The organism is Mycobacterium sp. ELW1 (assembly GCF_008329905.1).
GTDB lineage: Bacteria > Actinomycetota > Actinomycetes > Mycobacteriales > Mycobacteriaceae > Mycobacterium.
In genome coordinates this window covers 1,061,392-1,087,960 of the sequence record NZ_CP032155.1, presented here as the reverse complement: position 1 = coordinate 1,087,960, position 26,569 = coordinate 1,061,392, and the positions used below count along the sequence as shown (strand labels likewise).

Here is a 26,569-nt window from a genome sequence, read left to right as displayed (position 1 = left end):
GTACGGCCCCACCACCGGTCAGCGGAGCGACACGTCGATCACGAGCGGGCGATGGTCGGAGACGGGCAGCACAGGTGTACCGGCCTCGGTGGCCACCAGACCGTCATGGTCGGTGAGGATGTGGTCGAGCTGACGGTCCGGGCAGTGCCGCGGAAACGTCGGCGCGCTGGCCAGCGAACGCAGACCGGTCTGCCGGCTCGGTGACCGCCCCGACATGTTGAGGTCACCCATCAGCACTCGCGGACCGGGCAGCCCGTTCAGATCGCGAATGAGCCGGCGCAGCTGCACGCGGTTCCACCCGGGCACGAACGACAAGTGCGTGTTGGCGACGGTCATCACTCCGAACGGGGTGTCCAGCTGTGCGAGCATCGCCGCCCGCGGTTCCTCGTGGACGATCTGCACCCGGTTGGGGCCGGGCAGATACATCGGGAACCGGGCCGGAATCCGGGGTAGCCGCAGCACTTGCCAGGAGATCGCGGGATAGCGCGACAGCAGTGCGATGCCGTAGCCGGCGGTCCCTGGTTGCTCGCTACCGGTGGCGGCCATCCAGGTCGCCCCCGGGGTGCCGGAGATGGCGGCGACGAAGCGGTGCGCGACGGCACCCATCGCCGCGGCTGCGATCGCCGTGAGGTCGGCGAGCGACGAGCGCGGCTGTTCGCAGTCGACTTCCTGCAGGGCCAATACATCGGGGTCAAGCCGGTGGATGCACTCGGACAACCGCTCCAGATTGACCTGCCCGTCATCCGGGCTGCGGCCGTGCAAGATGTTGAAGGTGGCCATCCGCATGGAATGCAGGTACCCATGTCTGCTCAGTCTTACCGCCTGACGGCATCGGCCAGCAGCGCTGACATCGCCTGCGCCCCCTCGGCGACCTCCTCGGGTTCGAGGAGCTCGAAGGCGATACCCGGCATCGCCAGATGCAGCACCAGAGCCTTGGGGTCGTCGGCGCCGGTGACGACAACGCAGGAGGTCGGGCCGTCGTCCTCGATAGTTACTGTCGTCGGCGAGAAGTGCTGTTCCATAACGCTTTTCGCGGCCTGATAGCGCACCCTGGTGACGTAGCGGTAGGGCGAGGTGGTGATGGCGCGGCGGACGTAGGTGGCGGCATCGGGGGCTTCCCGCGCGGTGAAGGTGCTCCCTTTCGCGCGAACCCGGGCCATCCGGTCCAGCCGCAGGCTGCGCCAGTCGTCACGGTCGCGGTCGTAGGCCAGCAGGTACCACCGCCGTCCGGTGGTCACCAGCTGGTAGGGCTCCAGGCGCCGGCTGGTCGGGACACCGGCCCGGTCGACGTAGTCGACACCGACGTGTTCAGCGTCCCGGCATGCCCGCGCCAGCGTCATCAACACCTCGGGATCCACCGGCGACTCGGCTTCGGGGGTCAGCGTGACGGTGGCGTCGTGCACGGCGGCGACCTGGGAACGCAGCCGGGCCGGCATCACCTGGTCCAGCTTGGTCAGTGCCCGCAGAGCTGCCTCTCCGACGCCGGCGACGCTGCCACCGGCTGCGAGCCGCAGACAGACGGCCATTGCGACGGCCTCGTCGGAGTCCAGCAGCAGCGGAGGCAGCGCGGCCCCCGCGCCGAGCTGGTAGCCGCCGCCGTGCCCGGTGCTGGCGTGGACGGGGTAGCCGAGCTCACGCAGGCGCTCGACGTCTCGCCGCACGCTGCGGGTGGTCACCCCGAGTCGCTGCGCCAGCTCCTCGCCCGACCACACCCGCCTCGATTGCAGTAGGCCGAGCAGCTGCAGCACCCGGCTCGTTGTCGCGGACATGACTCCAGTCTCGCGCAGTCTGCGGACAGAAGCTGTCCGCAATCCGTGAAAGCCTTCGGATATGACGTGGACAACCCAACTTGCCGACCAGCTGGACTGGCATTGGCACAACGCATTGCGGCCCCGCCTTGCCGGCCTGACCGACGACGAGTATTTCTGGGAGCCGGTGGCTGATTGCTGGACTGTGCACGGTGACGGCTCCATCGATTTCGCCTATCCGCCCCCACAGCCGGAGCCGTTCACCACGATCGCCTGGCGGCTGGCCCACGTCATCGTCGGCGTGCTGGCGATGCGCAACCATTCGCACTTCGGCGGCCCACCCGCCGACTACCAGAGCTGGCGTTACGCCACCGATGCCGACACGGCGCTGGCCCAACTCGACGACGCCTACGCGCGCTGGATCACCGGGGTGCGGGGATTGTCCGACGACGATCTCGCCCGGCCGTGCGGGCCGGCCGAAGGCCCCTACGCCGAGTACGCGCTATCGGAGCTGATCTTGCACATCAACCGTGAGGTCATCCATCACGGTGCTGAAATCGCTTGCCTTCGCGACCTTTACGCCCACCGCTGATCAGGAGAACCCATCATGCCCACCCTCGCCCCACCCGTTCACGACGAACGTCACGCGCTGCGCGAGTTCCTCGCCTACCACCAGAGCGCATTCATCGCGGTCGCATACGGCCTGACCGACGAGCAGGCGCGATCCACGCCGACCGTCAGCACGTTGTCGATCGGTGGTCTCATCAAACACGCGACCGGGGTGCAGCGGTCCTGGATGCAGCGGGTGGCCGCGGCCCCGGACGAGCCGCCGGCCGATGACCGCCCGTTCGACGAACGCGCCCGGGAGTATCAGGACGAGTATGTGATGCGGGCCGACGAGACATTGGCCCAGCTCATCGACGCAATGACCGTCCAGAATGCCGCGTCGCTGCGGCTGGTCGAGACCGCAGATCTGGACAACGCGGTGCCGGTGCCGCGGGACGCACCGTGGTTTCCCGATGACGTCGACGCCTGGTCGGTGCGGTGGGTCTTCGAGCACCTGATCGCTGAGCTGGCCCGGCACGCCGGCCATGCCGACATCATCCGCGAATCCATCGACGGCGCAACGATGTACGAGCTGGTCGCGGCCGCGGAAGGGATGGCACCCCAGCCGTGGCTGACCCCGTGGCGCCCCAAGGCGTGACGGTCACTCCTTGTAGTCGAAGTCGACGTCGGCCAGCAGCCAGAATTCGGCGATCTTGCCGTCCCGCAGATGGTAGAAGTACGCGGCCTCTGATCGATATCGCTCGCCGGTGCTGATCAACGTCGCGGCGTAGTGGAACCGAATTGCGAAGCGGTCTTCGCCGGCAATGAGGTCGGCGATCTCATAAACCGGGTCGGTAAACGTTTGCCGGTCGAAATCGAGCCGATGAACCACGTCGTCGTAGGCCAATCGATCGGATCCGCGCGGGCTGTCGTGGTGTCCCACCACGTCGCGGTGATAGAAGGTGGCGAGATCGGTCGAGTCCAGTCGGCGCCAGATTTCGTCCATGAGACGACATGCGAATTCATGGGTTTGCGCGCTATCCACCACCCCAATGTGCCAGCAGAAATTGGGGTACCACGTGCATATTTGGCAGACTGGTAAGAATGAATTCGACCAAACACCGCGAAGTAGCCAAGCTCGATCGCGTTCCGTTGCCGGTCGAGGCTGCCCGCATCGGCACAACCGGGTGGCAGCTCACCCGCACCGGCGCCCGCGTGCTCACCACATTGCCCGGCCGTGGCCGCTGGCAGGACAAGGTCATCAAGCAGATCCCGCAGACCTTCGCCGACCTCGGACCCACCTACGTGAAGTTCGGCCAGATCATCGCTTCCAGCCCCGGTGCCTTCGGCGAGAATCTGAGCCGGGAGTTCCGCAGTCTGCTGGACGCGGTGCCGCCCGCAGACACCACCGAGGTGCACAAGCTTCTGCAGCAGGAACTCGGTGGTGACCCGGCGAAGCTCTTCGCGAAGTTCGACGAGCAGCCCTTCGCGTCAGCCTCGATCGCCCAGGTGCATTTCGCCACCCTGCACAGCGGCGAGGAGGTCGTGGTCAAGATCCAGCGCCCCGGCATACGCCGCCGGGTGGCTGCCGACCTGCAGATCCTCAAGCGCTTCGCCCAGCTCGTCGAGCTGGCCAAGCTGGGCCGGCGGTTGTCGGCACAGGACGTGGTCGCCGACTTCTCCGACAACCTCGCCGAGGAGCTCGACTTCCGCATCGAGGCGCAGTCGATGGAGGCGTGGGTGTCGGGTCTGCACGGGTCCCCGCTGGGCCGCAACATCCGGGTTCCGGAGGTGCACTGGGAGTTCACCAGCGAGCGGGTGTTGACCATGGAACGCGTGCACGGCGTGCGCATCGACGACGTGAAGGAGATCCGCAAGAAGGGCTTCGACGGCACCGACTTGGTCAAGGCGCTGCTGTTCTCCACATTCGAGGGCGGCCTTCGCCACGGCCTGTTCCACGGTGACCTGCACGCCGGCAACCTGCTGGTGGACGACGACGGCCGGATCGTGTTCCTGGACTTCGGGATCATGGGTCGCATCGACCCGCGGACCCGCTGGCTGCTGCGCGAGCTCGTCTATGCACTGCTGGTCAAGAAGGACCACGCCGCGGCGGGCAAGATCGTCGTGCTGCTCGGCGCGGTGGGCACCACCAAACCGGAGAAGGAAGCTGCCAAGGATCTCGAAGAGTTCGCGGCTCCTCTCACGCTGAAGACGCTCGGCGACATGTCCTACGCCGAGATCGGCAAGCAGCTGTCCACCCTGGCAGACGCCTATGACGTCAAGCTCCCGCGCGAGCTGGTGCTGATCGGTAAGCAGTTCCTGTATGTCGAGCGGTATATGAAACTGCTGGCACCCAAGTGGCAGATGATGAACGATCCGCAGTTCGGCGGATACTTCGCCAACTTCATGGTCGAGGTCAGCCGCGAGCACCAGAGCGACGTCGAGGTCTGATGGAAATCCGTACCGGCACGGCTGCCATTTCCGATGACATCGAGCTGTACTACGAGGACCTCGGCAATCCCGGCGACCCGGCAGTGTTGCTGATCATGGGCCTCGGCGCTCAGCTTCTGTTGTGGCGCAACGGTTTCTGCGAGAAACTGGTTGACCAGGGCTATCGGGTGATCCGCTACGACAACCGCGACGTCGGGCTGTCCACCAAGCTGCACGGGCAACGGGCCGGCGGCCGGTTGGTGCCCAAGCTGGCGAAGTCCTATGTCGGGCGGGCCAGCTCATCGGTATACACACTGGAGGACATGGCCGACGACGCCGGGGCGCTGCTCGATCACCTCGGGGTCGAGCAGGCCCATATCGTCGGCGCCTCGATGGGCGGGATGATCGCGCAGATCTTCGCGGCGAGGTACAGCCGACGGACGAAAGCGTTGGGAATCATCTTCTCGTCCAACAACTCTGCGTTCCTCCCTCCCCCGGCGCCTCGATCACTGCTGTCGTTGATCACCGGTCCGCCACCGAATGCGCCGCGCGATGTGATCGTCGAGAACGTGGTCCGGGTCGGCAAGATTCTCGGCAGCCCCGGCTATCCCGTTCCCGACGAGCAGGCGCGGGCCAATGCCATCGAGGCCTACGACCGGTCCCACTATCCGCAAGGCATCGCCCGGCATTTCGCCGCGATACTCGGCAGCGGCAGCCTGAAACACTATGACCGCCAGATCAGTGCACCGACTGTCGTGATCCATGGCCGCGCCGACAAGTTGATGCGCCCCGCGGGCGGCCGCTCGATCGCGGCGACGATCCCCAACGCGCGGCTGGTCCTCTTCGACGGCATGGCACATGACCTGCCCGAAGCCCTCTGGGACGACATTGCAGGCGAACTCAAAACCACATTTGCCGAGGTCAGCTAGGTAACAACGGTTATCTTTCGGAATCGTCTACTCGCAGCCTGAGCGGCTAGCATCGGGTCTGCATACAGCGGTGATCGCATTCCACGGGGGGATTTGTGGTTGCTGCCTGAAGCATTCAATGCGAAAGGCACACCGAGATGGCAAAACGACTCAAACCTCACTTCGAGGATGTACAGGCCCACTACGACCTGTCCGACGATTTCTTCCGGCTCTTCCTCGATCCCACTCAGACCTACAGCTGCGCGTACTTCGAAAAGGACGACTACACCCTGGAGCAGGCGCAGATCGCCAAGATCGACTTGGCTCTGGGCAAGCTGGGCTTGCAGCCCGGCATGACCCTGCTCGACGTCGGCTGCGGCTGGGGCGCGACGATGCTGCGGGCGCTGGAGAAGTACGACGTCAACGTCATCGGACTGACCCTGTCGAAGAACCAGCACGATCACGTGGAGCAGCTGTTCGCCGAGTCCGACAGCCCGCGGGACAAGCGCATTGAGCTCAAGGGCTGGGAAGAGTTCGACGAGCCCGTCGACCGGATCGTGTCAATCGGTGCCTTCGAGCATTTCGGGTTCGATCGCTATGACGACTTCTTCGCCATGGCGTACCGGGTCCTGCCCGCCGACGGGGTGATGCTGTTGCACACCATCACCTCGTTCACGGTGGATCAGATGGAAGCGAAGGGGATTCCCCTGACGTTCGAGCTGGCCCGCTTCGCGAAGTTCATGATCACCGAGATCTTCCCGGGCGGCCGGCTGCCGTCGGTCGAAAAGGTCGATGAATACTCGGCCAGGGCAGGCTTCACCCTCACCCGGGTGCAGTCGCTGCAACCGCACTATGCGCGCACCCTGGATTGCTGGGCGGCCGCGCTGGAGGCCAACCGCGACAAGGCCATCGAGGTGCAATCCGAGGAGGTCTACGACCGGTACATGAAGTACCTCACCGGCTGCGCCCGCGGGTTCCGGGTAGGGTACATCGACGTTGACCAGTTCACGCTTGAGAAGCAGGCGAAAGAAACGCCCGGTTAGGGCACTGTTTGGCCACCGGTTCGGTGAGCCGAGACGGTATGGTCCAGATCACAAAGTGCATACTGGTGCGCGCGCAAAAATCACGTGCGGGGGCCGTGATGCAGGCAGACAAGCAGAATCAGGAAGGCTGTAACTCTCATGCCCGAGGCAAGTGAAACCAAGGACATGCGGCCCCATTTCGAAGAAATTCAGGCGCATTACGACCTCTCGGACGACTTCTTCGGGGTGTTCCAGGACCCGACCCGCAAGTACAGCTGCGCGTACTTCACCGGACCGAACGTCACGCTGTCCGAAGCGCAGATCGCGAATGTCGACCAGCATCTCGACGCACTCGACCTCAAGCCCGGCATGACGCTGCTCGAGGTGGGCTGCGGCTGGGGCCTGACATTGCAGCGCGCGATGGAGAAATACGACGTCAACGTCATCGGCTTGACGTTGTCGAACAACCAGAAGGCGTACTGCGATCAGCTGCTGAGCAAGATCGACTCCGATCGCACGTTCGACGTCCGGCTCGAGGGCTGGGAGCAGTTCCACAGCCCCGTCGACCGCATCGTGTCGATCGAGGCCATCGAGCACTTCGGCTTCGAGCGCTTCGACGACTTCTTCAAGAATTCGTTCGACATCCTGCCCGACGACGGCCGGATGACCATCCAGAGCAGCTGCGGCTACCACCCGTATGAGCTCACCGCCCGCGGTAAAAAGCTGACCTTCGAGCTGGCCCGCTTCGCCAAGTTCATGTTTGACGTGATCTTCCCCGGCGGCCGCATCCCGAGCACCTCGATGTTGGTCGAGCACGGCGAGAAGGCGGGCTTCGTTGTGCCCGAGCCACTGTCGCTGCGCAATCACTACATCAAGACCCTGGGCATCTGGGCCGCGCGCCTGGAGCAGCACAAGGACGAGGCGATCGCCGCCGCCGGTGAAGAGAGCTACAACAACTACATGCGCTACCTGACCGGTTGCCAGTACTACTACCTCGACGAGCAGCTCGACGTCAGTCTCGTCACCTACCTCAAGCCGGGCGCCACCGCCTAGCAGGCATTTCTCCATCGGCGAATCGCCGAATGCAGTCCATGGGCCCGAGTTAGTCTCGGGCCCATGTCTGTTGGGCGGCTCGCTGATCCGAATTGCACCCTTGGCACCGATCCGCGATCGGATCCCCGGATGGTGGCGGCGCTGGCGCCGCTCGGGCTGGCCGACGTGCTTCCGGATGCGCCGCTGACCCTCGACTCACCGTTGGCGGATCGGCTGGCTTATGCCGCGGCCGCCGAGCAAGCGGTCGGCGGCGTGATCTCGATGATGGCTTCCGCGGCTCCGTCGCCGGCCGGCGTCACCACCACCACGGTGACCATCCCCGGCGCCGACGGCCACGAGATCACGCTCTTCGTCAGCCGGCCTGATCACGCCGACGGTCCACTTCCGGCCGTGGTGCACTTTCACGGCGGTGGCATGGCGATCGCGAGCGCCGCGGACGCGGGCTATCGGCACATCAGGGAGAGCATGGCCGCCACCGGCCTGGTGGTGGTGGGCGTGGAGTTCCGCAATTCCGGCGGCCGCCTCGGCGCCCATCCGTACCCGGCCGGATTGAACGATTGCGCGGCCGCGACCCGGTGGGTGCACGCCAATGCCGCGGACCTCGGCGTGAGTCGGCTGATCGTGTGCGGCGAGTCCGGCGGCGGGAACCTGACGCTGACCGTCGTCCACAAAGCCAAGCGTGAAGGGTGGCTCGACGAGATCGGCGGGGCCTACGCCCATTGCCCGTACATCTCCAACCGCTGGCTCGACTACCCCGATGACCTGCCGTCGCTGCGGGAAAACGACGGATATTTCATCAGTTGCCAACAGGCCGCGCTGCTGGGCTCCATCTACGATCCCGACGCCACGCACACGGGCGATCCCACCTGCTGGGCCGGTGCGGCCAGCGACGAGGATCTTGCCGGCCTACCTCCGCACGTGATCTCGGTGAACGAACTCGATCCGCTGCGCGACGAAGGACTGCTCTATTACCGGAGGCTGCTAGCCGCCGGTGTTCCCACCGTCGGCCGTGTCGTGGCGGGCACCTGCCATGGCGGCGACCTGCTGTTCCCGGCGACGATGCCGGACGTCTTCGCGGCCTCGGTTCGCGACGTCAGCGGCTTCGCCTGGTCGGTGTCCGCGTAACCGGTTGCCGCACAAGCCTTTTCATCGGATACGGCGGCCACCGACGTGACATGCCGGGCGATCGGTGCCGTCCACTTGTGCAGCACTTCCCAGAGCGCCGATTTGTGCACTCGGTGCCATCCGAATGGGAGGTCGTTTCGCGGGGAAATGCCTGATGAAAGGTGACGGTTTCCGGTTGACAGGACCTGGGTGGTATGGGACTCTTTCTTTAATTTCTCAGGCAATGCGAAGCAGCGGCCTCAGGAAGCACACAGGAACATTTATAGGGGGGTCTAGATGACTACTGCAGCAAGCAAGTTCTCTGCCATGTCAACCAAGCTTCAGGTGAGCACCGCTGCCGTGGCCGTCGCAGCAGCCGCCGCGATCACTCCGGCTGTCGCCCACGCCGCACCGAGCCTGGCATCGTTCTCCGAGGGACTTGGCAACTCTGCCGAGCTCCTCGTCGACCCGGTGGTCATCGTCGACACGCCTAGCGCCGCGGTTGCGACGCCCGGCTCCAACAAGAAGGCCGCCGCCAGCGCCACCCCGCCGGCACAGGTCATTCAGATCTTCATCTCCGGGTTCGTCGATGCAGCCCAGAGTGCGGTCCAGGCAGGCGTGCAGTACTTCGGTACGTTCGTCTACGGTGGTCTCGCGTTCACCGGACTTGCCTTCAACCTTGCCGGCCAGATCCTCCCTGGCCCGATCGGTGACGCGTTTACGAACATCGGCAACGGATTCGACAACGCAGCCACCAACGTGGCCAAGGCCATCAAGATTGGTCCGTACGGCACCTCGAGCTAGCAATCTACGAGAACGACTCGTCAGTTGTTGTCGATCGACAGCTGGCGGGTCGTTTTTTGTTGGTCGGCTGACGCGGCTGCACAGATACAGACCGCACTGGAGCATGGGGAATTGACTGAGTGAAGTTCTTTTCGCGACGACCGGCCAATGACAACCCGGAAGATAACCATGTAGACCTCACCGATGACGATGACGATGAGCGACCCTGGTACAGGAGTCGCAACGTCGTCTGGGGAGCGTTGGGAGCACTCCTCGTTCTCATCGTATTTGGCGGTTGGCTCGGTTTACGGGCCGACCAGGCGAAGACAGGTCTCGAGCAAGCCCGCGCCAGCGCACAGCAAGCCAAAGATGCACTCCTGCAGGGGAATACGAAAGACGCCTCGCACTTCGCAGCAGATGCACAGTCGCACGCGCAGGCAGCCCGAGACGCGACCCACTCGGTGCCCTGGAACATCGTTTCCGTCGTGCCGTGGTTGGGCAGTCCCTTCAAGACCGGTCAGCAGATATCAGATGTGGTGCTCGGCCTGGCTGCCGACGTTTTGAAGCCCACCGCAGATGCCGGTACCACGGTCGCACCGGATCAGTTGCTCGCCAACGGCAGGCTCGACGTGACGGCGTTGCGTAGAGAAGAACCCGTACTAAGTAAGATCGCGGCAGACGCAGCGCGCCTGAACACGGCCGCGCAAGCAATTACAGAACCAAGCTACCTATCAGCTGTCGGCGGAGCGCGGTCACAACTTCAGGCGCAGACAGCAGACATTGCGCAGCTGCTCGGCAACACGGCTCTGGCGGCGCAATTGGCGCCGTCGATGCTGGGCGCCGACGGTCCGCGCAGCTACTTTATTGGATTCCAGACGAACGCAGAGGCCCGAGGCACCGGCGGCCTACTCGGCGGCTTCGGGATCCTCAGGTTCGACGACGGCAAGCCCTCAGTAGACACACTCGGAGCAAACACCGAGCTCAACAAGCAGTTCACTCCGTTCGCTGTGAATCCTGAATTCGACGAACAGTACGGTTTCACCAATCCCACCACCGATTTTCGTAACAGCAATCAGAGCTCGCATTTCCCCTATGCGGCCCAGATCTGGAAGCAGATCTGGGCGCAGCAGTCAGGGATGAACGTCGATGGCGTTATCTCCATTGACCCCATAGCACTGAGTTACATCCTTGGCGCGACGGGCCCAGTTACGCTACCTACCGGCGAAATCGTCACCAAGGACAATGTCGTGGAGCTGACCGAGTCCACAGTTTATGCACGCTTTCCCGATCCCAACGACCAAAGCGGACGAAAGCGATACCTGCAAGACATTGCCACGGAAGTAGTCAAGAAGCTCACTACGCCGGTGGAGTCGCCACGCAAGCTGCTCAACGCTTTGGGGCGGGCGGTCAGCGAGCGCCGAATCGCAGTGTGGAGCTCCAACCCAGCTGATCAAGCGCTTCTGGAAAGAACGCAGTTAGCCCATGAAATTCCTGACGACCCGGCACCCTACGCCGAAGTCGTCGTCAACAACCTCGGCGGCAACAAGATGGATTACTATCTGGATCGGGCGATCGAGTATGTCGCCGACGGCTGCGACGGCGACAAGCGTACGTCTACCGTCACAGTCCGGCTGACCAATACACTGAAGGACGTCGCCGGTCTGCCAGACTACGTAGCAGGGAGGCTGGGCTTCTATCCCGAGATCCCGGGAAGCATTCCACGGGGCACGATGATCACCTCGGTCCGCCTGCTGACAACCAAGGGCGCAGAGGTCAACAGCGTCCTCGCCAACGGCAAGAGGACCCGCGTGTTCGGATCAACAGAGCGCGGCCATCCAAGCTTCGAGTCTCAGGTGGCCATACCGCCGGGACAGACGGTCGAATTGATATTTCGGCTCACTGAGCCTACGACGGGCGGAGCCCCGCGAGTTCCGATTCAGCCGCTGGCGGACGATGTTATTCCCAAAGTCGCGGTGCCGACATGCACGCGGTAGGCACAGAAAGTCCTTTCGGGTTGCCGGTTACTCCAGCCATCGCGGTGACTCAGCGCCTCCGTTGATAGGCTGCATAACGGGGACACGAGCCCAAACTGAGCATCTACGGGACCGGCGGGCGGTCCTCCGCGCCATGGAAAGCTAGCAAGGGGGCCACAATGAGTTTGCAGGATTTCGCGAAGTTGTTGCGGACCCGCTGGATGACCGTCAGCGTGACCGCGCTTGTGATTACCTTGGCCGCTATCGCATATACGGTTGCGACGACGCCGCAATACGAGGCTTCTACACGACTGTTCGTCTCTACATCGTCCGGCTCGTCGCTGAGCGACTTATATCAGGGCAACCGTTTCTCGCAGGAACGCGTGCTGTCGTACACCGAGCTATTGATGGGTCAGACGCTGGCTCAGCGCACAATCGACAAACTCAACCTCGATATGTCCGCAGACGACCTGCGAGAAAAGGTCAAAGCAACCGCCAAACCCGACACTGTGCTTATAGATGTATCGGTCCTCGATAAGTCGCCGGTTCGAGCACGTGACATCGCAAATGCTTTGTCTGACGAATTCGTTGCGTTGGTAGGCGAATTAGAGACTCCTCCGAAGGCGGGAGCTCCGCCCGATGCACGCGTCGTGGTCGAACAGCGTGCTTCCATTCCCACCAAGCCAGTACTTCCGAAAACCGCCCGTAATATCGGACTAGGTGTCCTTCTGGGTATTGCGTTGGGAGTAGGGCTGGCGATTCTCCGTGACTTGCTTGACAACACAGTGAAGAGCCGGGAGACGCTCGGGAGCATCACCGGAGTGGGTGTTGTAGGCAGCATTCCGCTCGACAAGGCTCGGCGTGACAAGCCAGCTCTGTTATTCGAGGATGACAACTCACCTATTGCAGAAGCCTTCCGAAAACTTCGGACGAATCTGCAATTCTTGGCTGTCGACACACCACCGCGAGTCATTGTAATCACCAGCTCAGCGCCAAACGAGGGAAAAACGACCACAGCGATGAATATCGCACTTGCGTTGGCAGAATCAGACCATAACGTCGCTCTCGTCGATGGCGATATGAGGCGCCCATCCGTAGCTAGATACCTCGACTTGGTAAATGAAGTCGGGTTGAGCACAGTAGTCAGCGGGAGAACTTCACTATCCGAGGCATTGCAAGCGACAAAGTTTCCCCGGTTGACGGTCCTGACCGCAGGCGCTGCCCCGCCCAATCCGAGTGAACTTCTTGGATCCCTGGCAGCTAAAAATGTCTTAAACGAGCTCCGCGCGAAGTTTGACTATGTCGTCATCGATTCGTCCCCGTTACTCGCAGTAACGGACGGAGCAATCTTGGCAGCTCTCGCAGACGGAGCGCTAATAATCGCTAAATTCGGTAGCACAAAGCGCGAGCAACTCGCGCACGCTGTAGGAACCTTGAAAGATGTCGGCGCCTTACTGCTAGGAGCGGTGTTGACGATGACACCACTTCGAGGAGGGACCAGCTACAATTACAACTACAGCTACTATGGCGACAATGAAGCGCCGCAACAGCCTGGGCTAAGCGATTCACGCGCCTCCGACGTGCAAGAAGAGTCAAAGCCCGAAATCGCAGTCCCGGCAAATGCGGCGGATAAAACGGTGTCGGACTGAGCGTTCACCCCGGTCAGGCCAGCACTGACATCGCCTCTAGAGCACGCCAAGGCGTTCGAGAGTTGCCACCACCTCTGCCAGGGCAATCCTCTGCATTCCGGACGCAAGGCCATCCCCGCATCGCACCCCATCGGGCGGCGGATAACCTTTGCCGCCGTCGATCACCTCTGCACCCGGTGGAGTCCACACCTCCGACATTCCACTCCCAGTGAGAATGACAGCGGGCGTCTCGATAGCGGCAGCGACATGTGCCGCAAAACTGTCGAGGCACACCAGCGTGCGAACCTCGGTCAGCTTCTCGAAGAATTCCAATAACGGAAGCGTTTCGATCGTGACCATTTCGTCGGTCGGATCCGGAATGAGAGCAGCGAGTCTCTCCCGCTCGCTGGATGCGCCAAAGAGCACTACGGATCTTCCACGACTCCTGAGGATCCTTATGAGCTCACGCCATCTCTCGGCTGCCCAGAGCTTTCCCGCCTGGCTGGCGAGTGGGTGTATGCCGATGATCTCGGCTTCTTCGCGACACCGCAATTCACGGCCGCCGGATGCATAGAGCCGTGATTTCGCCGGACGCATGGCACCGAGGCCTCTAGCGAGCTCATCCATTGCGGAATAAACGTCGGGGACGTCGACAGGAACCGTCACCGGGTAACGGATCAGTCCACCCAACCCGGTGCGAAAGAAGGAGTTTCGTGGATGGTCTATGGACCAAATGGGGCCACTGTTGTGCCGTGGGGACATCAGCCACGCGAGGACATTCTCACCGAGACCGCCCTCGCAATTGACCACCAGATCGTATCGTTGACGGCGAATTCGACCGAGCTCACACCACAGTCGTCGGACCTCACCAATTCCGGTATTCTTTGCCGAGCCAACGGGAAACGCGGCGAACCGCAGCTCATCGACATGGGGATTATGTCGATATATATCTGCAAGCTCGGGACGCGTGAACACTGTGATCGGAGAACGCGGAAACGAACGACCAAAGGTTTCCACCAATCGCGTCCCGATTACCGCGTCCCCTAGGTTCCTGGCTTGAAAATATAGGATCCTGGATCCATCAGAGATCGCGGCCTTCATTCCACACCCTCTGCGAGGTGTGGAACTGAGGATGGCTGAATAGTTTGGCAGGAGCCACTTCTAGCCACTCGATCCCCCTTCGCGCGTTTCAACCACGATACGCGGTCGGGGTATCCCACGCCGAGCACGCCCACGTTCTGGCGGCAATGTCATCGCACGACCGGCGCGCCGGTCGCCTCCAGTAGGTCCTGAGAGACGTTAGGCTCACGGAATGAACCGCGCGCTCTTCCTTGATCGCGACGGAGTTATCAACGTCGACCGCGGCTTTGTCTGGCGCCGTCAGGATTTCGAATTTGTCGACGGCATATTCGATCTAGTTAGAATGGCTGTCGCGCATGAAATGCTTCCGATCGTGGTCACCAATCAGTCGGGGATAGGACGGGGCTACTACGACGAGCCGGCGTTCGAGGACCTGATGGGGTTCGTCCGCTACCGATTCGAGCAGGAGCTCGCTCCGTTGACCGCGGTCTACTTTTCGCCGTTCCATCCAGAGGCTCGGGTAGAGCGCTATCGCGCAGATCATCCAAGCCGGAAGCCGAAACCGGGGATGTTCCTCGACGCTATCGCGGATCACGGCATCGACCCTGCGCGATCGGCAATGGTGGGCGACGGATGGAGGGACGCCCTTGCCGCATCCGCCGCGGGAGTTTCGGCAATCGCCCTCCTGGGGGACCCGGGGCCGGCGCCCGCGGGCGCACCCAAAGTGAACCGATTCCAGGACCTTAACGAGACCTTGGCGTGGTTCGAACGCTGGGTTCACGCGTAGCCCCGGCCGTCCTTCAAGTAGCCCAGAACGTAATCCCGGACCCCCTCTTCCAGTCCGGTGGCTGGACGTTCGAAGCCTGCGCTGCGGATTTTGTCCAACGGCGCTTCAGTGAAGTATTGGTAACGGTCGCGTAGATGTTCAGGCATGTCAACGAATTCGATTCTCGGTTCCGCGCCGAGGGCATCGAAGGTAGCGAGAGTTAGATCGAGGAACGACCTCGCCTTACCGCTGCCGACGTTGAATAACCCGTTCACGCCGGGGTTGGCACGCAACCAATCGATCACTGCGATAACGTCTTTGACGTATACGAAGTCGCGTAGCTGTTCGCCGTCGCGATACCCAGGCTTGTGCGAGCGAAAAAGCCGAACAACCTCTCCGCGCTCGATCACCGGCACCATCTTGGCAACGAGGCTCATCATGTCGCCCTTGTGATACTCGTTGGGGCCGTAGACGTTGAAGAACTTGAGCCCGGCCCATTGTGGGGGCGTTGGTTGCTCTTCTTCAATCCACCGCGCGACGCGCATATCGAAGGCATGCTTGCTGAGGCCGTAAGCGTTAAGCGGGCGTAACGTTGTGAGAAACTCGCGGTCCTGCCGGTCCTCGAATCCGCCGCTCCCGTCGCCGTACGTCGATGCCGACGACGCGTAGATGAGCCGTACGCGTTGCGCCACACACCATCTCCAGAGGGCGTCGCTGAAGTCAAGATTGTAGTGGAAGACCCGGTCGACATCAGGATCAGTGGTAGAGGAATTCGCACCCATATGGATGACGAATTCGATGTCACTAGCCCGATCGGCGAGGAACTCGAAGAGCGAGTCCGGCGAAACAACTTCATTGACGCGGTGGGCCGCGAGGTTTGGCCGCTTGTCGTCGTCGATCCAGTCGCATACTGCGATGTCATCCTCGGCCTCCACGGAAGCGACGACGTTCGAGCCGATGAAGCCGGCACCGCCCGTCACTACAATCACGAGTCGGCCTTTTCTGCTTGTCTGCGAATTCTGTCGATTGTGCGCGTCGTGGAACGCTCGCCGACGAGGTTAGCGATCACCACCCGACCGCCGCGGCGCTCGACGAAATCACCCCCCACAATTTGCTCGCGACGATAGTCGGCTCCCTTGACTAGGAGATCGGGTTTCAATGTCTCGATGACGCGAAGTGGCGTGTCTTCGCCGAACATGACTACGCCATCGACCATTTCGAGTGCGGCGAGCAAGAGCGCCCGATCGTGCTCAGTGTTGATCGGCCGCTCCGGTCCCTTCAGGCGCCGAACCGAGTCGTCGGAGTTGATAGCGACGACGAGGTAGTCGCACGCGACGCGTGCCTGCGCCAGCAGCGACAGGTGGCCGACGTGCAGGATGTCAAACACACCGTTGGTGAAGCCGACACGTCGCTTGGTGCGCTGCTGCTGCAGCACGCGCGCCAACATGTCATCGAGCGACGCGATCTTGTCGGCGTAGTTGACTCCGTCATCTTCTTGAAGCCGGGCCTTGAGCTCGTCGGCAGAGGTGACGGATGTTCCGAGCTTACTGACGACAATTGAGGCCGCCTCGTTGGCGATGTAGGCGGCCTCGGCAAGCGACGCTCCTGTCGCCAGCATCAATGCGACGGTTGCCGTCACCGTGTCACCTGCCCCGGAGACATCGAACACCTGCTGTGCCCGCGCCGGGAAGCTGTGCAGCACGCTGTTGTCGTCGAGCGCGACGACGCCTTTCTCGGAGCGCGTTGTGATCACAGCTTGGAAGTCACCAAGGCGTTGCGCCTCGCGCGTTGCCGCGTGCACGTCGGTGTCGGTGGCCGTCGGCATACGCGTTGCGGCGGCGATTTCGCTCGCATTTCCGATGATGAGATGCGCGTGCCGGTAGCGGGCGAAATCTGCGCTCTTGGGCTCGACGACCGTGCGGACGCCCTTGGCTCGGGCGAACGCGATGATCTCGTCAAGGACACGCCGCGTCAGGACGCCTTTGGCATAGTCGGCGAGAATGATGAGACTGCCATCGCGAACCTGCTGCTTGACCGCGGCGATCACCTCGTCTTCGGCGGTGCTGTCGATGGCCGCGAGCTCTTCGCGGTCGACTCGGACCACCTGTTGGCCGGCCGCGAGGTAGCGGACCTTCGTTGTCGTCGGGCGGCCCGGCATCCGCACGAGTGCACAGGTGACACCGCGCTGCCCGCTAAGCAGAGCCTCGACTTCGCGGCCAACGACGTCGTCGCCGACAACACCGACGCACGCGACATCGGCATCGAACGCCGAGATGTTGCGAACCACGTTGCCTGCGCCACCGAGCGCCGTCATTTCGCTGCTGAAGCGAAGCACAGGGACCGGCGCCTCTGGTGAAATCCGTTGTGCGTCACCGTAAACGAAGCTGTCGAGCATGACATCGCCGACGACCACGATGTGCTGCTCGGGAAAGCGTTCGATAAATCCGGCGAGATGCGAAGCATCGAAATCCAAGAATCCCTGGCTATCGTTCACGCGAACGTCTCCGACTGGGAACTGCCACTCTTAACGTATCCCCTAGACAAGTCCGAGCCGCTCCTCGAGCGCACCGCACAAGAGCTGGCCGAGAGTGATGTGCATTTCCTGGATTCGCGCGGTGTCGGCCGAAGGAACCACAAGGAGGAGGTCGGTCACACTTGGCATCTCGCCCCCAGTGCCCCCCGTGAACCCGGCCGCGACGAGCCCCCCCTCGCGGGCAGTCCTCAACGCCCGCAGAACATTGGGGCTTTTGCCGGATGTTGAGATACCGAGCGCAAGGTCGCCGGGTCGGCCGATCGCCTCAATCTGCCGGGAGAAGATCGCATCAAAACCGATATCGTTGCCCGCGGCAGTCAAGGTACTCGAATCGGTCGTCAGCGCGAGAGCCGCGATGGCAGGACGATCGGCATGAAATCTGACGGTTAGTTCCGTCGCGAGGTGCTGGGCATCACCTGCACTGCCTCCATTGCCGAAGAACAAAATCTTGCCACCACCGCGAATGGCGGCTTCCCAGGCTTTGAGCATCTCTCTAAAGGGCTTTGCGAGTCCGATTCGTACGTCTTCGGCGACCAAGAGATGTGCCCGCATGCCCTCGTCGAAGGATTCGAGCAGAGCCGCGTCCGCGGCCATCGTTGACCCGGCGTGCGTTTCGCCAGGTCGATCAGCATCTGACATCGTGAGCCCCCTGCTCTCCCCGCCCGAGTGGACGACGTGCTAACGATAACCTGTCGTTACACACCCGTCTTCGCGATCTCAACGGACCGACATATCTCGCATACGCGGAACGAATGGTGCCCTTTGCTCACCGCCACAGCGGCATCAAAGTCAAAGCGAAGCGCTTGCCTCATCACCATTTTCGAGCCCACAGGATCCACTCGTGGTGGGGGCAACCACGGTTAGAACGTTCGAGTTGTAGGCGGCCGCTCCCCCAGCCCGGCACGCACCCTGCTACCCGAGCGCATTCAAGGCGCCGAGGCTGGCGCCCTCGCCGCTGAGGGTGATCCGGTAATACCAGTTGGCAGGACAACGAAAAATGGCCTGACCTGCGGTACCACCATCTCCGAACGCCTGGGTCAGCCATGTTCGCCAGCCCGTACCGTCAGCGCTGAGGTCGACCGTGATGTTGCCCGCGCCGCTACCGGGCGTGTAGTTGGCCGACATCTCCAGCCCAGCACCAGTGGTGTTTTGATAGGTAGATCCAGACTCTGGCGGCGAAGTCACGGTTCGCCAAGTTTCGGCGGTAGCGACGATATTCTGAGCCACCATCGAAGTGACCGTCAGCTCACCCGCGGCGGTCAAAGCCGCGATGACCGTTCCATCTTTGCTACAGAACTCTAAGTTTCCGGACTCGGCGATCCTGAGCCATACAGTGTTCGCGGGATTGCGCTTGTCTTGTATGCCCAGCCACGCCGAATCCTCTGCGGCGTCGGTGTAGATCAATGTGCCCGGCTCGGACACCAATGAGTACTGGCTGCCGACGGTCAGGTTCGGATTCGAGGTGTCTTTAAGAGGCCGGCCTGCATAGATTCCGACGAGACTCTCGATGTGCAGGCCCGTCGCGTTGAGGGCGCCTTGGATGCTATCGGTCCGGACCATCTGCAGGGTCTCAATACGGCCCGATGTCCCACCACGGTTGACCTGTCCAAGAATCGGGACCACGTAATAGCCTGTCAGGTGTTGGACACTGTTGTCGTCACCATCAACCGCCAAGTTCATTTCGACGCCGGTAGCCCCCGCGAAAGCTGTAGCGGCGGAGTCGTTGTAGCTCCTGAGGCCGAGTCGCACCAGCAGGGAGTCAAGAAAGAGCTTGCCTTCAGGCTGCTCTCCGGCAGCACCCTCGACTTGTGTGATCACACCCGTGTTGAAAACGCCGCCTGACGCTCCATCAGACGGATCCGGGTTGACGAATCTGCTGCCCAATCCCGCAGTGAAGTCGCCCAGCGGGTGAGGCAGGTCCGTGACCGACCAATTGGAATCATTGGACACACTCAGTGGACCAGGGAATCCATTTCGACCGTAAATTACGCCACGATTGTCCTTTTCCAGCTTGGTGGCATCGGGCTCCGACTCGCCCGGCGATTCGCCTGACGCCGCTTCGACGCGCGGCGCGAGGGAATTAATCGCGATAACTCCTGCGCCGCCGAGGGCTGCACCGACGCCTAGGCCCAGCACGCCGCGACGGGGTATATCGTTTGGCATATTCACCCATTATGCCAGCAGACCATGGATGTGGCTGGTATCGCACAAGTGGCGGGCGCCGCGTTCCTTGCGACATCCACGCCGAGCATTCTTCGCCGCGGTTGGGCCAGCGGTGACAATGCGCTCGAGAGGGCCTTCTCCTCACGCCCAACCCGGTCGAGTTCCTTCGAGGCACTCGTCGAAGCGCAAGCAGCTCGCGCACGCCTTAGCCCGTCACACGAATGTTGAATGTATCATCGCGCGCGAACGCAACCGGACCCGCAACTATCGTCCCAAGCGGGCGTGTAGCCCAGCAACATGACCTTCTCGAGTTCGACCCGGCAAGCAGCCCACTTGAGGCGGGTGCTCTACTCGCGCAGAGTCGCGGCGGGAAAGCTCTGCGCCCCGCCGCTGGTCGTTTGGTAGGCGAAACCGCGTGAGCGGCAAATCCTAGTGATCGCACCTAACCGGCCGCTTCGACCGGATCGATCGGTAGTCCGCTCACTTTGATTGTCGCAAATCTTTTTGCGGTAATTCGGAAAGAAAGGCTTCCAACTCAGCATGGACGTATTCAACCGTGGGATTAATACCCATTTGAGTCAGCGCCTTGACGGGGGTGGCAAATGGATTCCAACTTCGAACGTAGCGATATGCGGTTCCTCCAAAACCGAACTTGTATTCATCGGATGTCCAAATTAACTGAGGCGTCCGACATAACGTCGCAAGATGCATCAACCCAGATGAAGGGCCGACGCATATCTTGGAGCTCGCCAATACAGAACACAGATCTTCAGTTTCGATTCCCCGTAAGTCGGTCACATTCCCAGGACAGTACGAAAGTTCAGGAATGCCCACCGCCGCAACTCGAAGACCATCAAGCCTCCGACATAGGTCGACCCACCGGCTTTTGGACCAGTTTCGTAGATGCTTCTCGGAGTTGCCAGGCATCATCGGAACATTTCTCGCGTGTAGCACTACATCGTAGGCGTTAGCTTTCTTGTACTCACCAAAAGGAATGAAGGCTTGACCGAAATAGTTTGGCAACTGGTAGCACCGATTGTCGGCCAATAATAAATCGTCGCAACCGCGGGCAAGCGCCCATTCGTCATAATCGAAATTGTGGAGCTCGTATCCAGCCGTGTCCCAGGAGTCACACTCCACTATTCTGTACTCTGATGCAAAGTCCCGATAGAAATAAGCAGATGAGGCCCGACCGTAAACTATCGTTTCCTTATAAAACTTCGCAAGTTGCCGAGCGTAACCCTGCCACTGCATTAATTCCCAACCGAATTCGCCGAGAAATGGTCCGGCGACGAGGCGGCCATTCCCGGAAAGACGATTCAGATCGAGCGCAGGAACCGAATCAGCAGGCAGTCTGTTAACATCGTATCCGATAGCCCGAATAGCCGTCTTGATGGTTCGCTTAATTGAGATCGACATATTTCTAATTCTTTGTTGGGAACTCAGCAATTTCTTGACGCGTATCCTCGTTCAATGTATCTCACTCTCATTGTTCGTAGCTCCGGAGTTAATCCGTCTGCTGCCAGCCTGCGGCACGGCTGAACGCCGGAGGTCATAGCTGCACAGACCACATGCCTGCACCAATGATAAGTACTGAAGACAAATTTCGCCATACTTTATTTGCGCTGAAATGACAGTCCAACGAGCGAGCTGCTCTCTGCAATGCCTCGCTGAAAATTATTTACCGCTCTAGCCACGAATACCAGGCCGGCTTTGGGACGCACCCCTTAACGCCTTAATAAGGGCTCGCTGCCGCCTTAGAGTCCCAAGTACGAAAGCAGCTCTTCAGAGCATGCACCGGTTAAAGTGCAGAGCTCTTTGCACCTATAAACATAGGACTCGGATGCACAAGCTGGCGCCTTCCCCTCCGCGACTGCTGATGCATAATCCTTACTAATGCCAATTGCTTTACTTCGCAGCACCGCTGCGGCTTTTCCTTCCGGCGACGCGACTGAGTTACCTGGATGGCCGTCCGAGGCGGACGTATCGTTGCAGTTCAGATCGAGGAGTTGCACTTTTCCAGCCCTCTTCCCGCTGGAATCCCGGAAGGGGGCTCTGCGCGACCCGGTGACAATGCACTTGTCGAGCGGCAGGTATTCGCCTTGCCGTGTCGCGATCTCTACTTTCCAGCCATCACCGCTCAGGCTTTGCTGCGCTTTCTCGTATGTCTTCCCGGCCCATTCATTATCCGCGCTGGCCGACCCAGATCCCAGCGCTCCTAAGAACAACAGCACCCCAATGAGCACTCCGGCACTACGAGCTATGTACTTGCTCAACAGTTCCCCCTGACAGACATTCGAACCCCGTGCCCCGCCGTCGATTCGTCAGCACCGCGGTCGACTCGAGCGACTCGAAGTCTAGACGATCTGGCGACGTGGCGTGCCTCGCATGCCACAATCAGCTACGGATTTTGCGGAGCAGTCGCCGATATCGCAAGGGCACCTAATAAGAGGCTGCATTCACAGACCGGGGGCGTACCGTCAGCCACCATGGCAGCAGCAGCTCCGCATCCCCGCCCAGCACGTTATGCTTCACAACCAGCGCGACGCCGCGGCGAGGAATCTACTGACACGCGGCGCGTCGAAGTCTCCGTCAACCGCGGTATGGCTCGGGACCACTGGAAATCCATTCGGTGCCCACCCGGGTCTGTCGAGCCCACTGCCCCAGGATTGATTACTGACCTTCCATCCCGACGGACGACCTGCATTGCTACCCCGCCGCGGTCCGTGCGCACCTTCCGCGACCGCGGAATAAAGGCAGATCACCAATCGGCAATCCAAATCGACCCATGATTAGCCTAAGCGAGACTCAAAAGCCACGCCGGCCTCCAATCCCGAGCGCGGGTCGCGCCAGCAAGCGACACCTTCACCTCTGGTTGATTCGTACGATCAAGGCTCACAGTGTCTATGCGAGGAACCTTAGTTCCTCAACGCAGCCGGTTCGATCGGACTCTTCACCGGTGGACAAACGGACCGACCATGCCATGCGAAGCCCGCGGCGTTCGCCGGACAGGTTCATATCGCGCTGCGCGTTTTTCCCCGCCTGCGACCGAAGGTGCCGCGAGGGCAATACCTATAGTCGTCCAGAGAATCATTCCAGCTGCTGATTCCGTTGTCACCGAGGAATACAACTGAATGGACACGAGAACAATGATCGCTGAGGCCGCGGCGGCGGAGTTATACGGTTCGCCTGCTTAACCGCACGCCCGATCAACCAGACGATTGCCGCAAAATAGAGCAGAGTCAGCGGTATCCCTATGCCGACGGCGTAACCGATTGCAGCAGACTCGCCACTCGACCGAATCCCGTGTGTTCGAAAATATTCTTTGTTGAGTTCCATTCCAACGCCCGCGAACTGGAACTGACGCCAATTGTCGACAAATTGATTGAATGCAAGAATTCGCCCTCGCGAAGAGCCGTCGTCAAATTTAATTCGGTCGCGTATGCCATCAAAAGCTCCTGCCGAGTCGAGAGCCGTATAACCCGCGAAAGCCACAATAAGCAAGGTGATCCGTTGACGAATCGACTTTGAACCAATTAACATGAGATAAACAATTCCAGCCACCGCGCCCAGCATCGCGATTCGCGACTGGGTGAAACTGATTCCTAATACCATCAGGAGTATGGCAACGTACGCCATAATTCGTGACCTGAAATATACCGCCATCGGAATACCGGCGACGAGGAATAGGCCGAGGGCTAGTGGATGCTCCAGCGTCCCTCGTTCTCTGCCCACCAAGCTGGACCATGAATTAAGTGATGAAAACGTCGACAGGTACGGCTGGGGTACGAGCTGTAAGTGCACTGCCAGCGCAATTACGGCTTCGAGAACACAGATTAGGGCAAATAGGCGCCCAGCATGCTCGTACAACGAGATGTGCCGGCGTGATGCATTATAGACAAGTACACAGAATAAGTACGGGGCGACAATCTGATTCAGCGTAAGACCTGCGACGAAACCCATTGAGGCGAGCGAGCCACTCATTATGACTGAGCCGGCGGCGACTGTGCCGATAATCACGTGACACAAGACGGGTATGGGCGCAGGACCCGGGGTGCTGGCCTCTTTTCGTCGCGTTGCCAGTGGCCAAACCACGCAATAAAACAGGATGAGAACCGTTGAAACATGCAACGAAGGAAGTGCGCCAGAAACGCTTATATTACCCACTTCAGAGGGGACCGCTATCCGCACGAAGAAGGCGCCCGACAGCGCGTATGGCTGCCATCGATGGTTAGCCGAAGCCAGCGCAATGACTAGCGAAGCCAATGTCACGAAAATCAGTATCACGGACCAACCCCCCTCCGCCCTTCACTTCTTCGATAGTTACCTTGCGCGCTTAAAGTCTGCAGGACCAGGGCGGATTGCGGCCGCGTAAATACGGAATCTCTTCGCTTCGCATGCCAAACGGCCGTCCCTCCGCATACGTGCAAGGAAAGCGAACAACGCACTTCGTCCGAAGAACCCCAGGCTCACGACCGACTTCCAGGCAAGCCTTCCAACAGAATTCGTTACGATTTGCGAAGAATAGAAATCGAACAAATTCTTCAGCCAGACCACGGAAATCTTTCCGTCGATGCCTGACGACGACTGGCCAACCTCATGGAAAATTGTGACGTCTTGATTTAAAAGAACTTCGTAACCATAACGCTTCACTTGATAGCAAAAATCAAGATCCTCGCCGTACATAAACCATCGTTCCGTGAGTCCACCAACAGTCGTCCATGCATCCCGTCTAACCAGCAAACACCCACCCGTAACCCAATCCACGGGGCGCAGACCGCGCCCGATTGCTTTTACCCGGATATAATGGCCTTCTAATAGACCACCGACTGGCGCGAATACCGATAGCGCGGTCGCGTGAAGGAACATCCTCCAAGCGGTCGGAAACCGCCCCGCGGGGATGACTTTTCCCCCGCTCTTGAAAAGCGGCCCCACTACTGCGCATTCACTGCGTCCCACTACCGATTCGTGGAGTGCGACGATATCTGTTCCCTTCGCTGCTGCGTCAGGGTTAAGAAGCAGGAGCCAGTCCCCCGTTGCCTTGCCGGCACCGATGTTGACAGCTTTTGCGAAACCTAGATTTTCTCCGGTCTCAATTACGTCGCCGTGAGGGAATATTTCTCGAAATTTGGTCACGGTCCGGTCCATCGAACCATTATCGACAAGGATCATCTGAAAATTCGCAGGTGATGAACTGGCGAAATCAGGGAGGTACTTTGCGAATGCGGCTTCGCTGTTGTAACCAACGAATATCACAGACACGGGTGTGTTCGACTTCTCCGACGCGAGATAGTTGGCTATGAGTCCGCCTTTCAAGTCTTGTACTGGCTGCTCTCTCCTGTCGCCACACCTTCGTCGTGTCGGGTCGCGCAAGCAGAACTTGCTTGCGGTCTCAAACAGTTGGATCTGGCGGCAGTTATCCGACTCTAGGTCAGTCTCTCCTCAAAGCCGAGCTTTTGCCAGTTGGATCACCGCCATCAGCAATTGTGCCCAGTGATCACCGGCCAGCTGGTAGGCCCTTGCGTGGTGTTCGCTCCGCTGACGCGACTGTGCGACCGTTCATTCAACACTAATGTCGTTGTGTGGGCAGATGGGGGCCGTTATCTGGCTTTTGTGGCCTAACTACCGGACTATCACGGACGTGTCACTGCCAGACCGCTGCTTGTCGTCCTACTGCGCCGAGCGCGCGTAGAGCAACCGTGCTGGAGGGGATTTGCGGCGGCGTTGTTGCGGACCCATGGACGCCCTGGCCGACCTTGACGTCCACATAGATACATTGTTGGCAGACCGGATCGGTCGGTGTCGACCGTCCGTAGGGACCTTAGACGCTCTACACAAGCCATCTGACGCCTCCCAAGGAGAGTTCCTTGCGCTACCCTGCGGATTCTGGGAAAGCAACCGAGAGGGGGATCGGCGTGAGCCGAATCAGTCGATGGATGCGGGCACCAGCAGCCGAACGGAAGAGGCTGCTTGTCAAGAAAGCAGCAGAACAGAAATCGCTGGCCAAGCACAACCTGCAAAGAGCGCCCTTCCGACTCGGGATGTCCAACGCAGCGAACCTCTACCTGGCATATCAACCCGATTCCCAAGCAGTATTTGGGCAGCACCCAATAGAGTTCAAGGATCTGCACAGACGGTTCCTCTCCACTAACCGCGCTAACAACGGCGGGGACTGGCCACGGTTCTGGTCACTGGTGTTGAACCTCAAACAGATCTTCGACGACAACGTTGAAGGCGACTTGGCCGAGCTTGGCGTTTGGCGGGGTAATACGGCCGCTGTGCTGGCACACTTCGGTGACCTGCATGGCCGCAACGTCGATCTCTTCGACACATTCGAAGGATTCGACAAACGGGACCTGACCGGGGTGGACGCCGATAAGGACCGCGATTTCTCCGATACTTCAATCGATCATGTGCGCCAAGTGATCGGCGAGCCGAGCAGGGTGTGCCGCTTCTACCCGGGCTGGTTCCCTCAGTCGTTGGCCGCGGAGCACGACTCAGCGCGATATTGCGCGGTGAGCTTGGACTGCGACCTCTACGACCCAATGAAGGCCGGCTTGGATTTCTTTTACCCACGCCTGAGCCCAGGCGGGCTACTTATGCTGCACGACTATTCGAGCGGCCATTGGCCTGGCGCCAAGCAAGCCATCGACGAGTTCTGCAAGGAGGCTGGTGAGCGAGTGGTTCTGATGCCCGACAAGTCCGGCAGTGCATTCATCCGAAGAGCTTAGGTCGACCTGCCGTGACCAGCCCTCGGTCAAAGCCGCTCGTAAGTGAACTGACCCCCGCTGCCGAATGCATGTCAACCGCAGTTCGGATCGCCCGCGGCACT

The 26,569-nt window shown here is 60.7% G+C and carries 23 protein-coding genes; 12 read left to right on the top strand and 11 right to left on the bottom strand.

Annotation, left to right across the window (positions count from 1 at the left end; translation table 11 throughout):
* Positions 1-18 precede the first annotated feature (18 nt).
* Together D3H54_RS04980 and D3H54_RS04975 are read right to left on the bottom strand one after the other, a co-directional pair.
* On the bottom strand, positions 19-786 hold the full coding sequence (locus D3H54_RS04980; protein ID WP_149378124.1) for an endonuclease/exonuclease/phosphatase family protein: 768 nt from the start codon (positions 784-786) through the stop codon (positions 19-21).
* Between the two features lie 29 nt (positions 787-815).
* Positions 816-1,769 carry a helix-turn-helix transcriptional regulator gene (locus D3H54_RS04975; protein WP_149378123.1) on the bottom strand — a complete coding sequence of 318 codons (954 nt, stop codon included), beginning with the start codon at positions 1,767-1,769 and terminating at the stop codon, positions 816-818.
* A 61-nt stretch (positions 1,770-1,830) separates the two neighbouring features.
* On the opposite strand from D3H54_RS04975, the gene D3H54_RS04970 reads away from it, so the two are divergent.
* A complete protein-coding gene (locus D3H54_RS04970) occupies positions 1,831-2,340 on the top strand; it encodes a DinB family protein (protein ID WP_149378122.1) in 510 nt (169 codons plus the stop codon).
* A gap of 15 nt (positions 2,341-2,355) precedes the next feature.
* Positions 2,356-2,952 (top strand): DinB family protein, encoded by a 597-nt coding sequence (locus D3H54_RS04965; protein WP_149378121.1) that lies wholly within the window; start codon positions 2,356-2,358, stop codon positions 2,950-2,952.
* A 3-nt stretch (positions 2,953-2,955) separates the two neighbouring features.
* Here the strand turns inward: D3H54_RS04965 and D3H54_RS04960 are convergent, their stop codons facing one another.
* Positions 2,956-3,300 carry a nuclear transport factor 2 family protein gene (locus D3H54_RS04960; protein ID WP_149378120.1) on the bottom strand — a complete coding sequence of 115 codons (345 nt, stop codon included), beginning with the start codon at positions 3,298-3,300 and terminating at the stop codon, positions 2,956-2,958.
* Between the two features lie 98 nt (positions 3,301-3,398).
* Here D3H54_RS04960 and D3H54_RS04955 point away from each other — a divergent pair, with 98 nt between their 5' ends.
* From D3H54_RS04955 to D3H54_RS04920, 8 genes are all read left to right on the top strand, one after another.
* On the top strand, positions 3,399-4,745 hold the full coding sequence (locus tag D3H54_RS04955; RefSeq protein WP_149378119.1) for an ABC1 kinase family protein: 1,347 nt from the start codon (positions 3,399-3,401) through the stop codon (positions 4,743-4,745).
* Positions 4,745-5,653 carry an alpha/beta fold hydrolase gene (locus D3H54_RS04950; protein WP_149378118.1) on the top strand — a complete coding sequence of 303 codons (909 nt, stop codon included), beginning with the start codon at positions 4,745-4,747 and terminating at the stop codon, positions 5,651-5,653. Before D3H54_RS04955 ends, D3H54_RS04950 begins: the two co-directional genes overlap by 1 nt.
* A gap of 137 nt (positions 5,654-5,790) precedes the next feature.
* Positions 5,791-6,675: a cyclopropane mycolic acid synthase family methyltransferase gene (locus D3H54_RS04945; RefSeq protein WP_149378117.1), complete on the top strand. Its 885-nt coding sequence runs from the start codon at positions 5,791-5,793 to the stop codon at positions 6,673-6,675.
* A gap of 138 nt (positions 6,676-6,813) precedes the next feature.
* Entirely contained in the window at positions 6,814-7,707 is an 894-nt protein-coding gene (locus tag D3H54_RS04940) for a cyclopropane mycolic acid synthase family methyltransferase (RefSeq protein ID WP_149378116.1), read from the top strand.
* Positions 7,708-7,770: 63 nt separating this feature from the next.
* Entirely contained in the window at positions 7,771-8,832 is a 1,062-nt protein-coding gene (locus D3H54_RS04935) for an alpha/beta hydrolase fold domain-containing protein (RefSeq protein WP_149378115.1), read from the top strand.
* Between the two features lie 306 nt (positions 8,833-9,138).
* Complete coding sequence (locus D3H54_RS04930; protein WP_149378114.1) at positions 9,139-9,615, top strand: hypothetical protein; 477 nt, start codon at positions 9,139-9,141, stop codon at positions 9,613-9,615.
* A gap of 119 nt (positions 9,616-9,734) precedes the next feature.
* Positions 9,735-11,588 carry a DUF4012 domain-containing protein gene (locus D3H54_RS04925; RefSeq protein WP_149378113.1) on the top strand — a complete coding sequence of 618 codons (1,854 nt, stop codon included), beginning with the start codon at positions 9,735-9,737 and terminating at the stop codon, positions 11,586-11,588.
* A gap of 158 nt (positions 11,589-11,746) precedes the next feature.
* Complete coding sequence (locus D3H54_RS04920; protein WP_149378112.1) at positions 11,747-13,216, top strand: tyrosine-protein kinase domain-containing protein; 1,470 nt, start codon at positions 11,747-11,749, stop codon at positions 13,214-13,216.
* Positions 13,217-13,252: 36 nt separating this feature from the next.
* On the opposite strand, the gene D3H54_RS04915 is transcribed toward D3H54_RS04920, so the two are convergent.
* On the bottom strand, positions 13,253-14,212 hold the full coding sequence (locus D3H54_RS04915; protein WP_168214782.1) for a glycosyltransferase family 9 protein: 960 nt from the start codon (positions 14,210-14,212) through the stop codon (positions 13,253-13,255).
* 295 nt (positions 14,213-14,507) lie between these two features.
* Between D3H54_RS04915 and D3H54_RS04910 the strand changes: the two genes are divergently transcribed.
* Positions 14,508-15,062 carry a D-glycero-alpha-D-manno-heptose-1,7-bisphosphate 7-phosphatase gene (locus D3H54_RS04910; RefSeq protein ID WP_149378110.1) on the top strand — a complete coding sequence of 185 codons (555 nt, stop codon included), beginning with the start codon at positions 14,508-14,510 and terminating at the stop codon, positions 15,060-15,062.
* On the opposite strand, the gene rfaD is transcribed toward D3H54_RS04910, so the two are convergent.
* The 7 genes from rfaD to D3H54_RS04875 form a co-directional block, all read right to left on the bottom strand.
* A complete protein-coding gene (rfaD, locus tag D3H54_RS04905) occupies positions 15,053-16,030 on the bottom strand; it encodes an ADP-glyceromanno-heptose 6-epimerase (RefSeq protein ID WP_149378109.1) in 978 nt (325 codons plus the stop codon). The two genes, D3H54_RS04910 and rfaD, sit on opposite strands and share 10 nt — an antisense overlap.
* The gene (gene rfaE2 / locus D3H54_RS04900) at positions 16,027-17,535 is read right to left on the bottom strand and encodes a D-glycero-beta-D-manno-heptose 1-phosphate adenylyltransferase (protein WP_149378108.1); all 1,509 of its coding nucleotides are present in this window, start codon (positions 17,533-17,535) and stop codon (positions 16,027-16,029) included. The genes rfaD and rfaE2 overlap by 4 nt, the downstream gene beginning before the upstream one ends.
* A gap of 42 nt (positions 17,536-17,577) precedes the next feature.
* A complete protein-coding gene (locus D3H54_RS04895; protein WP_210419651.1) occupies positions 17,578-18,213 on the bottom strand; it encodes an SIS domain-containing protein in 636 nt (211 codons plus the stop codon).
* A gap of 273 nt (positions 18,214-18,486) precedes the next feature.
* On the bottom strand, positions 18,487-19,737 hold the full coding sequence (locus tag D3H54_RS04890) for a hypothetical protein (RefSeq protein WP_149378107.1): 1,251 nt from the start codon (positions 19,735-19,737) through the stop codon (positions 18,487-18,489).
* A gap of 480 nt (positions 19,738-20,217) precedes the next feature.
* Positions 20,218-21,156: a glycosyltransferase family 9 protein gene (locus D3H54_RS04885; RefSeq protein ID WP_149378106.1), complete on the bottom strand. Its 939-nt coding sequence runs from the start codon at positions 21,154-21,156 to the stop codon at positions 20,218-20,220.
* 1,695 nt (positions 21,157-22,851) lie between these two features.
* Complete coding sequence (locus tag D3H54_RS04880; RefSeq protein WP_149378105.1) at positions 22,852-24,009, bottom strand: O-antigen ligase family protein; 1,158 nt, start codon at positions 24,007-24,009, stop codon at positions 22,852-22,854.
* Between the two features lie 51 nt (positions 24,010-24,060).
* The gene (locus D3H54_RS04875; RefSeq protein ID WP_168214781.1) at positions 24,061-24,999 is read right to left on the bottom strand and encodes a glycosyltransferase family 2 protein; all 939 of its coding nucleotides are present in this window, start codon (positions 24,997-24,999) and stop codon (positions 24,061-24,063) included.
* Positions 25,000-25,652: 653 nt separating this feature from the next.
* Here D3H54_RS04875 and D3H54_RS04870 point away from each other — a divergent pair.
* Positions 25,653-26,468 carry a TylF/MycF/NovP-related O-methyltransferase gene (locus D3H54_RS04870; RefSeq protein ID WP_149378103.1) on the top strand — a complete coding sequence of 272 codons (816 nt, stop codon included), beginning with the start codon at positions 25,653-25,655 and terminating at the stop codon, positions 26,466-26,468.
* The last annotated feature ends 101 nt before the right edge of the window (positions 26,469-26,569 follow it).